Below are 11,757 nucleotides of genomic sequence, written 5' to 3' on the forward strand. Positions count from 1 at the left end.
TTGGTGCATGTGGGTGAGCTTCTGGTGCAGGTCGACCGCGCGGATCTTCGCGGTGTCGCCGCCGGCTTCCTTCGACCGGAAACCCACCCCCTTGAACCGGTGGAGTTCGTCGATGGTGGCGTAGTCGAAGCCGAGGTCTTCCCAGTACAGCTCGCCGGGGGTGCGCATCGGGGCGGCGTTGCGCCGGAGCCGGGCTTCCAGGGTGGCCAGCCGCTGTTCGAGCTTCATCACGGCGAGACCGTTCTCGGGGACGCCGCGTTCGCGCAGGATCTGCTCGCGCAGGTTGTCGACCTCTTGGAACTCGTACCACTCCTGGAACTCGGGGCTCATCTTCACCGACGTGAACGCGCCCTCGGTGAAGATCGTCAGGTCTGGGGTGTTGGAGCGCAGCCACTCCAGGGTGCGACGACGCTCGTCGCCGGAGAGCAGGTCGCTGGTGATCAGGCGGATGTCGGCGTTGGGGTACAGGAACTGGGCTTCGTCGAGCCACTGCTTGGCGAGGTGGCGCTGCACCACCGCGAAGGGCTTGTGGATCTGCCCGGATGCCTTGAGCGCCTGGGTGCCCATGATCATGGTGGTGGTCTTGCCGAGTCCGACCTCGTGGGCGAGGATCACGCCCCGCTCGAACTGCATGCGAGCGGCGCCCGACAGTTGGTGAGGGTGCGGTGTGCGTTGGTCGGTGAAGCCGGCGAGAGTGGGGGCCAGGCCGTCGTAGTTGCGGACGACGTGCCCGTTCATGATCCGGTTGTAGGCGTCGGTGAGGGCCTTGACCCGGGTGCTGTCGGCGGTGAGGTACTCCTCGAACGCCGAACGCATCGCGTCGGCCTTTTGCCGGGCCGCGCGGCTGGCGTCCTCGTCCACCTCGTGGACGACCTTGTCGCCCATGGACACGGCGTTCTCGACGACCAGGGAACCGCGGCCGAGGATCGCGCGGGCGATGTGCACGGCCGAGCGGCGTTCGGTGCCCTTGAGCGCGTTGATGGCGTCGGGCACCTTGCCCGCGTACAGCGACCAGCCGTACCGCTCGTTGTGGTCGACCCGCAGCGTGGGATCGCCCAGGTACTGGCGTAGGAAGCCCTGCACGAGCGGGGCGGGAATCCAGTGCGCGCCGAGCTGGGGGGTGAACTGGCCGATGCGCTTCTCGCGGGGCTGCACCGTTTCCAGCGCGGCCACGTTCACCGCGTAGGCGGGGTCACTGGCGGCGGCGGTGCGGGCCTCATCCAGCTTGAGGCGGACCGCCCCGGACAGGTAGATGCCGGCGTGCTCCAGACGGCCGGTGACGGGATTGTCGAACACCTCGGTGCCCAGACGACGCCGAGCTTCGTCGGGGGTGGTGCCGAGCAGTTCGGCGATGCGGACCAGGTCGACCTGGCCGGTGGCGCCCATGACGGCGGTCAGGGCCGTCTTCGGATCGTCGGTGTGTTCCAGCCGGCCGCTACGGGCGCCCGGCCGCCGAGCGAGGACTTCGGACAGGACCGGCACGTCGTGCTTGCGGTCCCAGGATTCCAACGCGAGCACCGTGGCGGCGTCGGGGTCCTCCCGGAACCAGCCCGACGCGGTCAGGGTGCGTTCGTCCTCGCGGACCTCCCGGCCCTCGGCTCTGGCGCGCTCGCGTACTTCAGCCCCGGCCGACAGGCGGGTCTGGCGGGGCCGGGACAGGGGACCATGCGCCGTGGTGTAGGCCGCGTGCAGCTCCCGCAGCCGGGCCCGGAGCTGCTGTGCGCGGTCAGCTTCGTCACCGGTGCGGTCCAGCTCTTTCAGCTCGGCGGCGACGTCGCGCAACTGCATTAGCGCGAGCAACTGCCCGGTGTTGCCGTCGGAGGGGACCGCCTCGACGGGGTCCGCGCCGTTGATGTGCTGCCAGATCCGGCCGTCCTCGTCGAGGTAGAGGCGACCGGTGTAGTCGTTGGCGTGCTTGTCCCGGGCCGTCTGTAGGTGCAGCGGCTTGCGGTCGGGGCCGTCAGGGTGCGGCTGGTAGCCGCGCCCGTCGGCCGTGGCCTGCTCGGCTGCCTGCTGCAACGCGGCCCGCAGGTCGTCGACGGCTCGCGCGGGGTCGCCCTTGACGGTCACCGCGGGCCCGTACGGGCCGGACGCGGCGGTCAGCTCGCCCAGGACGTGCTCCGGGTGGGCGGTGAAGTAGGCGTTGATGGTGTGGGTGCTGCCGTTGAGCTCACGGCTGGGAGCGTCCAGCCAGGCCAGGTCGGCAGGGTCCTGTCCCTCGGCGCGGCGTCGCAGGACCAGGACGTCGACGACGACGCTGGTGCCCGTGTCGGTGAAGACCCCGGCGGGCAGCCGGTACGCGGCGACCAGGTCGCCGTAGCGGGCCATCTGGCGGCGCGCGGCGGTGTCCTCGGCATCGAGCGTCCAGCGGGACGTGACGGCCACGACCATGCCACCCGGGCGGACCAGGGCCAGTTCCTTGATGAGGAACCCGTTGTGCAGGCTGTGGCCCGTCGCGCCGTACCGGCGTTCGGTGAAGGGCACCTGCGCGAACGGCACGTTCCCGATCGCCACGTCGAAGGCACCAGCCGGGGCGTCGGTGTCGGCGAAGGACTCGACCAGCACGTTCGCGTCGGGGTAGATGAACTGGGCGATCCGGGCCGTGACCGGGTCCAGCTCGACGCCGGTCAACCGCACCGTGCCGGCCGGGGCCGTGCCGAAGAACGTCCCCGAACCGCAGCCGGCCTCCAGGACCTCACCGCCGTCGAAGCCGAAGGCGCGCAGGCCATCCCACATGGCCTGGGCCAGGGCCTGCGGCGTGTAGTGGGCCGACAGGACCGCGCGGGAAGCGGCGGCCCACGCGAACGGGTCCAGCAACTCCCGCAGCTCGTTGCGGACGGGTGAGTATTCCTCCCACCGTCTCAGGTCCTGGGCGTATCGGCCCTCGCGTTGCCCGCCCTGACCATAGACAGGGTTCTTCTCGTCCGGCTGTTCGAGGAACACCACGGGCACCGATCCCCAGCCCGACCAGCGGGCCAGGACCCGCTTGTCGTCGTGGGTGGCACTCGTGCGTGTCTGCTCCAACCGGTTCAGGACCTTGATGGCTGCCAGGTTCGCCGCAGCGCGTGCCAGCGGACCACGAGGGACATCTTGCGGATCGGGCCGGAACGGCGCTACATCCTGTTCAGGTCCCGGCTGATCTCGTCCAGGCCGCTGCGGAGCGCGCTCGGCGGCATCGGCGGGTCCTGGTCGTCCTCCGGCGGCGGCAGCAACTGCGCCATCACCTGCTGCTCCGCGGTGGCCCGGATCTGGTTCAGCTGACCCACCCGCGCCTGGTAGTCCGTCTCCGGCTCCAGCGTCTCCTCCAGCGCCTCCTGCGTGTCGATCACCGCCTGCTGGATCTGGCTGCCCATCCGGGCGAAGAACGCCTCCGGGTCCTGCAACCCCGCCAGCTCCCGGGGCCGGAACCTGCTCCAGTGCTCCCGCGCCATCACGCTGTACTGGCTGACTGTCATCGCCACCTTCCTCAATGTCGTTGTCGACGCCGGCCAGCGCCGCGAGTTGGGCCGCCACCTGGCTCTGGTCCACCGCCCGCAGATCCGTGTTGATGCCCTCGGCGGCGAGCCGGTCACGTAGACCGAGGACGTTGTGCAGAGCGGCACCCATCGCCGGGATACGACGTTTGGCGGCCTCCCGGTCCTTGCGGGGAAGCTCGGTGTTGGCCGACCGCGTCCGCAGGTCTGCGGTCACCCGTTCCCCGACCCGGGCCAGCTCGCTGAGCAGACCCTGTTCGACCGAGTAGTGGTACGTCTGCATTGTCTCACCGGTCAGCGGGTTCCGGTCCGCCTGCCGGGTCGGCACCAGCCACAAGATCTCCATGAGGCGCCGCCACTCCGGGCTGCTGTCCGCCCGGGGCTCCAGCCACGCCAGCAGCTCAGTGCGCACGGCGACCGGCAGCGCGACATCACGCGGAACACCCCAGGTCCGCTGAGGGTAGGTGGCGGGGTCCGTGTCGTAGTGGCGGACCAGAGCAGCGACGGCCGCGGCCCGAGACGGGAACTCACCAAGCCAAGTGGTGTAGCGGACCTGCGCCTTGAAGTGGGCTTCCTTGCCAGGCACCGGTTCGACAAGGCCGTACGCGTGCGGCATCCCGTCGATCGTCACCTCCCGAGTCGCGCGGCTGCCCCGAAGCTGGGCGCGGGCGAGTTCATCGGGATACCGGGCTGCTTCCCGGCGGTCCATCTCCGTGTCGACGACCGCCAACCGTGCCTGTCGGGCCTGGTTGACGTCTTTGCGCTGGAACAGGGCCTCGGGCTCCCGGAAGCCGGAGAGTTCCGCGCTCTCCGCAGCCAGGTCCTCCAGGGTCATGCCGGCGACGTCCGGCCGTTGCTCGTAGTGCCGGATCCGGCGCAGCGCCAGTTCCGTACGCAGCTCCTCACCGCGCTGTTCGAGCACGTCGTGCAGTTCGTGGCTGGACTGCATGCGGACCCACAGGCCGCGTGTCTGTGTGTAGACCGTGTCGAGGGCTTCGTCGTCCAGGCTCTGGGCAGTCGGGCCCGCCAGCAGCACGGTTGCCTCGCGGCGCTGCCGCTCACCCTGGACGGCATCACGCCGGGCACGTACGGCCCGCGCGCCGTCTCCAGCCGTGAACGCGTTGCGGGCGAACGACTCGATCAGCCACCGCTGCTCTGCGGCAAGCTCGTCGTCGCTCATGCCCGCGGCCTCTGGTGCGTTCTCCACGCGCTGGAGGACCCGGTCCTGCCGCACCTTCTGCAAGGCATCGGCCCGGGCAGCCGCCGCTTCGTCGCGGCGGATGCCGTACCCGACCTGACCCTCCGCTCTGCGGATGGCCTCAGCCAGGTCTTCGTCACTCAAGGAGTGCGGGTCGGCCGCCGGACGATCCTGCGGCTGCCGCTCGGTGGTGACGGGTGCAGGACTGGGTGCTTCGCTCTCGGGGCGTCCCGCGTCAGGGGGACGGACCAGGACAGCTCTGCCTTGCCGGGCGAACTCGCTCAGCAGGCGGGCGAGGCTGTCGTCCACCGTGCGTGCGGTCCACTTCCGGCCGCTGACCCGCGCCTTCTTCTTGCCGGACCACAGGAACCGGGCGGCGTCCTTGGTGGCGCGGTCGTCGAGAGGATCGTCCTTGACCGTGCCATGCACCACGATGACGTGGCCCGACTTCGCGGTCGGGTCGCGCACGAACTCGATCCACACCCGGTCACGCTGATCCTGTGGCAGGTTGGCGGCCTGGTGCTGGCGGGCCGCGAGTTCGGCGAAGCTGCGGGTGCCGTAGATGGCAGCACCAGTGATGCGCACGCCATCAACCTCGCCGGCCGTGATGCCGCCGCCGGCCGACTTCCCGACGGCCACCACCGTGTTGTCGGGTCCGTAGACCGTCGTGACGGTGTCGTCTCCACGCGTGTAGTGGTAGCCGTCGACGCCCTCCACCGGGATCGCACCGGCCAGCGGCTCCGGGACCTCTTCCGGCTCATCCGGTGACGGGTCGGGCAGGACCAGGGCGTCGTCATCCGGTAGGGAGCTGCCGGCGTCGGGCTCGTCCTGCGGGTCCGGATCACTCTCAGCGTCGATCCGAGTGGGAGCCAGGTCCGTGTCGTTTCCAGCCTCCAGGCTGGGGGCCTCGACGTCCGCGACCGGGAAGTCAAGATGTAGCTGCTCAGGTACCTGCTGGACGGGCCGCTCGGTTGCCTGCTGGACGGGCTGCTCGGCGTCGACGAACGCATCGTGCTGGGCAACGGTGGAATCTGGTGCGGGGTCCGCCGCTGGCGCAGGCAGGGGGTGGTCGACGCTCTCCACCGGAGGACCAGTCGTGGCGGCAGCGCCGCTGAGCATCACCGGTGCCGGCACGTCGACGGCGGTGTCCGGGGTCGTGGTCGCAGGCGCCGGTGGCGTGGGCATGACGGGCACACCCAGCCGTTCAGCGGCGTACGAGGCCCACCGGTCGACGAGGTCGGCGGGCTGCCCGTCGAGCATGGCGCGGATGGAGTCAGCGGCCACCGCCCGCCCCTTCGGCGTTACGAACCCTCGGGCGGCCCGGGCGACCCGGCTGGTGACCGCAGCCTCCACCAGGGGGTGGGACTCCACGACGGCGCTGGCGCCGGGGTAGGCGTACCCGAGTGGCCCTGGCCTGTTCGGGTGCCGGGCCACGGCAGGGGCGAGCAGTTGGTAGGCCCGTTCGGCGTGCCGGTCGTGCTCGTTGTCGAGGACGACGGTGACGCCGGCCGCCGTGTCGGTGTGCGCGGTGAGCGCGGCGACCTGCGATCCGGTCAGCGTGGGCCCGGCGGGCGCCACCACCAGCGGCGCGTTCTCACCCAGTTCGTCGGCGCGTTCGGCCAAGGCGATGGCCTCCAACGCGCTGCGGGCCACGACGGTACGGCCGTCCCGCTCGGGCTGCTCTGCCAGGCCGATGAGGCAGTCCGCCGGCCGGTAGACCGCCGTGGTGGGGCTGTGCAGCACTGGTGCCGCGTCGGTCGCCGCGCCGGGCGGGGCGTAGCCGACCCAGCCGACGACCGGAGTCCCGGCAGCTCGGTGGTCGCGCACTCCGACCATCACGCGGTTGCGGAACCGGTCGACCAACTGGCCGCCGCGGCTGGTCGCGGCCAGGCCACTGGCCACGATCTCGGCGTCGGTAAACCCGCGCCGCCGCAGTTCGTTGACGACCGCTGCCGGCCGGTCCGGGGCGTATCCCACCGTCCAGCGCCCGTCAGTCGGCACGCCCTGTGCGGTCAGCCACCGCGATGGCCCTGGCGCGTCGTCGAGCTGCTGGCGGTAGACCTCGGCGGCGACGGCCTGGGCGGCGAGCAACCGCTGCCGGACAGCCTGGTCCACGGGCGGTGCCGGGGCGGGGCCGGCTACCTGCGCGGCAAGGGACTCCGCCCGACTCGCCAGGTCATCGACCCGGTAGACCGACGCGACGATCCGCTCGACCGTCGTGTCACGAGGCTCAGCCATCACCGGTCCTGGCCCGCGCCACCACCATCTGGCAGCAGCCCCGCCGCACGCAGTGCCTCGAACACCCTTTGGTGATCGCCCAGCACCCGCACGATTGCGTCAATCTGGTCCTGCAACCCGGTCAACGCCGCGTCGACGTCCCGCTCTGGTGTGGCCTGGCTGTGCGGCTCGCTCACGATTCCCCCGCATGATCGTTTGAGCACATCAAGGTAGCCGGCCGGCGCATACGCCGCACCCCTGTTGCCGGGCCGCCGGTGGGCGCACCGGGGCAGCGCCCGCGCGTCGGTGCGGGTCAGTGCCCGCCGGTAGACCGGCGGAAGGACGACGCCTCCGGCGGGGCCTCTCTCGGAGATGCCCGGGGGCGACCGCCGGTGCCAGGTGGGTGAGTGGTCACCCAGGGGTGGGATCCCCTCGCGCCGGCCGCCCAGAGGGCTACCAGACCGTCTCCGGGACGACCAGGCCAAGCCGCTGCGCGGTCGGCTACGCCGAGCCTGGCCGTCCCGGAGCCGGCCCGGTCGATCGGAGATCGGCCGACACGAGGAGATCCCACCCCACCCCGGCACCGCGCGCGGGCAAGCCCGCAACCCCGCCCACCACGGCCTACGCCGATGCCTGCGCCGCGTCATACCGGGTCAGCACGTAGCTGACGCTGCTCTTGGCCCACTTGCCCTTGCCCGACGGGGTCGGCACCTGCTCGGCGTTCAGCCTCTCGGCGATGGCCGCCAGCGACAGCCCCTCACCGCGCAGTTCCGCCGCCCGGCCCGCCGAGGGCGGCACCGGTGCCGGCGGCCGACCCAGCCGCACACCCCGGTCCCGGGCCGCCGCCATCCCCGCCGACACCTCGGGCCGGCGCATCTCAGATTCGCTGCTCATGCCCCACAGCGTACGGCAAAAAGGTACATAAAAAGACCCCTGAAGGAGCTTTTCCTGCACCTTTTCCTGTACGATAGAGAGGCAAGGAACGGTCCGGCCAGGTGGTGGCTCACCCGGCCGGACCAGGAAGAACAACCCCTCTGCGAAAGGCAGTTCCATGACCCAGCGTACGACGATCCCGACCCGGGAGATCGACCACAACGACCAGTGCGTCGGCTGCGGTGCCGACGCCTACGGCGTCAGCGCCGGAGACCCGTGCCACCCGGAGTGCCCGTTCGAGACCGGCACGTTCAGCCCGTCGGTCATTCTGCGGGCCGCCAACCGTCGGGTGCGCAACCACCCGGCCGGAGTCGGCTACGACATCGCCGGCGCCATCTTCGCCGCCGCCATCGACCTGGCCGGCCGCGACCAGGCGCAGGCCCTCGCCGACGAGTCCCGGCAGGCGCTGGCCGACTACCTGGTCGGCCAGTGGCCGCCGAAGGCCGAGGCGATCCGCAGCCAGGTCGTCTACCGGCACGGCCTCTTCGCCCAGCTCACCGAGATCACGACCTCTCTGTACGGCGCGGCCGACCAGCACGACGGCAACGACCCCGACCCCGACGACTGCTGACACCCAGCCGGGGCCGGCCCACCGAGGGCCGGCCCCGGCACCCCGCCAACCCCGTCAGTACATCGAAGGGATCGAGACCATGACCAGCACCAACACCCGGCCCGCCCAGCTCGCACCGGTCCGCATCGGCCGAGGCCGCGTCGTCCACCTTGGCAACCTGAGCAGCATCACGGGCCCGGCCGGCGAGCCCCGCTACGTCGCCGGCTCGTGCAGCGCCGGCACCCGAGGCGACACCGTCAAGGTCGGCGCCGCCGTCGCCGCCCCGATCGACTGCCGCAACTGCACGCACTCCAACTCAGTCCGCGTGGCCTGGATCAACGCCATGGTGATCGCGGCGACCAGCGGGCCGGTGACCCTGCCGCACACCGGCCTGACCGTCCCGCACACCCAGCTCCGGGTCGACGGCCCCGCCCACCCCGGCCCCGGCAGCGCGAAGCAGCACCCGCTGTACCTCGGCGACCGCTTCGTCGGCTGGATCACCACCTACCGGCACCGCAGCGCCACCTACCAGTTGAACTGCCTCGGAGGCAGGGAACTCGACGAGTACGCCCAGCAGTGCCGGCTGTACACCGGCGACTCCGCCACCGTCGCCGACGTGCTGGCCGAGCTGGTCCGCGAGCACCTCACCGCGACGGACGTCGCCGCGCGGCTGGCCGCTTCCCGCACCCCGGTCCGGCTCATGCAGCACGTCCGCGACGGCGATCCGTATCCGACTCTCCACGCCAGCGTCCCCGTGCCGCTGACCACCGACCCCACCTGGCACCGCGCCGCCGCCTACGTTCTGCGCCGCGACCACCCCGCCGGCCCCGACCAGCACTGGCAGATCTGGACCCCCACCGGCTGGACCCGCCTGCCCGACGGCGTCGACGTCGACCAGGACCACGGCTGACCGCACCCGTGCCCCGGGCCGCCACCGGCCCGGGCACAGGGACGCCACCCGACCAGCAACGACGGGGAGACCACCATGACCAGCAGCCACCGGACCGACGCCCGCACCATCCTCGCCACCGCTACCCCGACCACCCACCGTCCGCTGCTGGCCTGGGCCGTTGGATCCTTCGCCCGCAGTCACGCCATCCACCCGCTGACCTACTGGCGCACCCGAGACGCCCGACAGCTCGCCCCTGACCACCTCGGGATGTCACTGCCCGCCGGCCGGATGCTCCGGCTCACCAAGACCCGGATCGAGATCACCGACGGGCACCTCCGCCAGCCGCTACGGCTGACCTGGACCGACTTGGGCAACGTGCTCGACAGCGGCCGAGTCACCGACGACCTGATCCACCGCTGCCAGCAGGCCGTCATCGCCTGGCGCGACCACCCGGGCGGATTCCGAGGAATCGGCTGGAACGACGTCGTCGACGCCTGCGGCCAGGCCGGAGACGCCGTATGGGAGGCGTGCCGGCCAACCGACCCCGGCGAGCAGCTCGACCTGTTCGGCTCCGCTGGCATCAAGAGCTGAGGCCAGCTGCACCAGAAGGGTGAGCACCTAGACGCCACGATCCCCGGGCGCGGACCGACCGGCCGAGGGTCGGCCCCGCGCCCGGGTGGCGATCACCCGTGCCGCGAAGTAGCCGTTCGCAGGTCGATCGGCTGCTGGCTCATTGGGCCTGCTGCGCGCTGAAACAGAGCCCCGGACCGTCGATTCGGGTCAGTCGACGTGCGCAGGTACGTCCATCCGCGTGAGAGGTAGTAGGCGTGTAGGCCCTCGTTGGTCTTCCAGGCGTCCAGCCGGACGTAGCGACAGCCGTGCCGCCACGCGTAGTCGCTGGCCCACGCCAACAGCAGGGTGCCGAGTTCCTGGCCAGCGCGATCGAGTCGCACGGCCAGCTTCGAGACGTAGACGGCTGGCTCGGTCAGCTCGTCGGGAGTCCAGAAATCCGAGTCGCCGGTCATCTCGACGGTGATCGTGCCGATGGCCTCGTCGCCGTCCCACAAGATCCAGATGTCGCCAGCCGCGAGTGAGGGGCCCAACTTCGTTCGCCACCGTTCCCAGGTGACCCACTGGTCTGACCCGCGCTCGCGTAGCCACTGGATTCGCTGCATGAGCAGCGCCATCGCGATCTCGAACTCGTGATCGTCCTCAGCGGGCCGAATGGTCAGGGTCAAGGTCGCTCCAGGTCCGCTCGAACTTGCGCTCGAACACGATGACATGTTGATCACTCGGCAGCACGTTGACCGTGCACCGTACGGGCGTGCCGTCGGCGATGTAGCCAGTCACGTAGTGGACCGCCACTGGTGTGCCCGGTCCCAAGCCCAGCCGGCGGATCTGCTCGGGGGTGGGCATTCGGGTGAAGATCTCATCGATGGCGCGATCTTGCGGGTAACCCAGGTCGGCAAGCGCCTGGTTGGTGCCCCTGACGACGTCAGCGGGCGACATGATCTCGGAGTCTTTCACCAGGTGGAGCGGGAAGTGCGAGTCGTTGATGTTGACCGGCTCGCCGTTGATGTAGCGCACCCGCCGACGAGCCACCACTACCGTGCCCGGGTCGACCTGTAGGCGCTGAGCGATGTCCGGCGGCGCCTGGATGAGGGACACGTCGATCGTCTGACTCGGCTTCCGCCCCTCTTCGGTGATCTGTTGGCAGAAGCGGTCCATCTCCGGGCTTGCCGGCTGGTCTCGTGACTCGCTCTGGGGTCGGTACAGCATGGTCTCGCGCTGACGGACGAAGTGCCCGAGCGGGCGCCTTGCGACCACGAGCCCTTCCGAGACCAGGACGGCGATCCCGTTGCGGACGGTCTGCCGAGCTACGCCCCACTCCTCGGTCAGCTCTTGCTCCGTCGGGAGCCGCTCGCCTCCAGCGAGCTCTCCCGACGTGATCCTGTCGCGGAGCGCCGCAGCGATCCGCTGGTAGGCCGGCAATGGGGTGGCCCTGAAGTTGTCCACGTTCCGAGTCTCGCTCATGCAACCGAACAATGTCTAGTCAATGTTGCCGCTACCCCTTGACGTCCTTTGGTGCCGAGTAGCACCATCAACACCACGCGCATTGTCTGGTCAATGACGATGCTCTAGACCTTGGAATGCGCCTGCATAGAACAAGAGGGCTCGGCGGGATTGCCCTCCCACCGAGCCCGGATGGCACCCACCCCTAGGAGGACGAGATGCCAGCTATGAGGGTACGTGCTGCCCGGATACGTCCGGTACAGCCTCGCCCCGAATCGATGTCCAGCGAGGTGTCTGCGCTGGTAGCACGGGCTCAGGCCGGTGACGCGGAGGCGTTCGGTCTGATCTACGACCGGCACGTCGACCAGGTGTTCCGGTTCGTGTCGGGCCAGGTGCGTGACCGCCAGGCGGCCGAGGACCTGACCTCGGAGACGTTCGTGCGGGCGCTGCGCAACATCGGCGCGCTCCGCCCGGACGGCGA

The 11,757-nt window shown here is 70.6% G+C and carries 7 protein-coding genes and 2 pseudogenes; 4 read left to right on the forward strand and 5 right to left on the reverse strand.

Features of this window, described 5'->3' with window-relative positions; genetic code table 11:
- The 3 genes and pseudogenes from ACN27A_RS34670 to ACN27A_RS34680 all read right to left on the reverse strand — a co-directional run.
- A pseudogene (locus ACN27A_RS34670) lies at positions 1-6,909 on the reverse strand (hypothetical protein); the annotation flags it as partial.
- Positions 6,909-7,085 carry a hypothetical protein gene (locus tag ACN27A_RS34675; RefSeq protein ID WP_165942569.1) on the reverse strand — a complete coding sequence of 59 codons (177 nt, stop codon included), beginning with the start codon at positions 7,083-7,085 and terminating at the stop codon, positions 6,909-6,911. The pseudogene ACN27A_RS34670 and the gene ACN27A_RS34675, both read right to left, overlap by 1 nt.
- A 424-nt stretch (positions 7,086-7,509) precedes the next feature.
- Positions 7,510-7,782: a recombinase family protein gene (locus tag ACN27A_RS34680; protein ID WP_421459292.1), complete on the reverse strand. Its 273-nt coding sequence runs from the start codon at positions 7,780-7,782 to the stop codon at positions 7,510-7,512.
- Between the two features lie 157 nt (positions 7,783-7,939).
- Between ACN27A_RS34680 and ACN27A_RS34685 the strand changes: the two genes are divergently transcribed.
- The 3 genes from ACN27A_RS34685 (at position 7,940) to ACN27A_RS34695 (ending at position 9,854) form a co-directional block, all read left to right on the forward strand.
- Positions 7,940-8,392: a hypothetical protein gene (locus ACN27A_RS34685; protein WP_421459294.1), complete on the forward strand. Its 453-nt coding sequence runs from the start codon at positions 7,940-7,942 to the stop codon at positions 8,390-8,392.
- Between the two features lie 79 nt (positions 8,393-8,471).
- The gene (locus ACN27A_RS34690; protein WP_421459296.1) at positions 8,472-9,281 is read left to right on the forward strand and encodes a hypothetical protein; all 810 of its coding nucleotides are present in this window, start codon (positions 8,472-8,474) and stop codon (positions 9,279-9,281) included.
- Positions 9,282-9,356: 75 nt separating this feature from the next.
- The gene (locus tag ACN27A_RS34695; RefSeq protein WP_421459298.1) at positions 9,357-9,854 is read left to right on the forward strand and encodes a hypothetical protein; all 498 of its coding nucleotides are present in this window, start codon (positions 9,357-9,359) and stop codon (positions 9,852-9,854) included.
- 92 nt (positions 9,855-9,946) lie between these two features.
- On the opposite strand, the gene ACN27A_RS34700 is transcribed toward ACN27A_RS34695, so the two are convergent.
- Complete coding sequence (locus ACN27A_RS34700) at positions 9,947-10,501, reverse strand: GNAT family N-acetyltransferase (RefSeq protein WP_421459300.1); 555 nt, start codon at positions 10,499-10,501, stop codon at positions 9,947-9,949.
- Positions 10,476-11,279, reverse strand: a complete 804-nt coding sequence (locus ACN27A_RS34705; RefSeq protein WP_421459303.1) for a GntR family transcriptional regulator — start codon at positions 11,277-11,279, stop codon at positions 10,476-10,478. The genes ACN27A_RS34700 and ACN27A_RS34705 overlap by 26 nt, the downstream gene beginning before the upstream one ends.
- Before the next feature lie 251 nt (positions 11,280-11,530).
- On the opposite strand from ACN27A_RS34705, the pseudogene ACN27A_RS34710 reads away from it, so the two are divergent.
- Positions 11,531-11,757, forward strand: a pseudogene (locus tag ACN27A_RS34710) (RNA polymerase sigma factor); the annotation flags it as partial.

Source organism: Micromonospora sp. WMMD737 (genome assembly GCF_049179055.1).
Lineage (GTDB): Bacteria > Actinomycetota > Actinomycetes > Mycobacteriales > Micromonosporaceae > Micromonospora > Micromonospora reichwaldensis.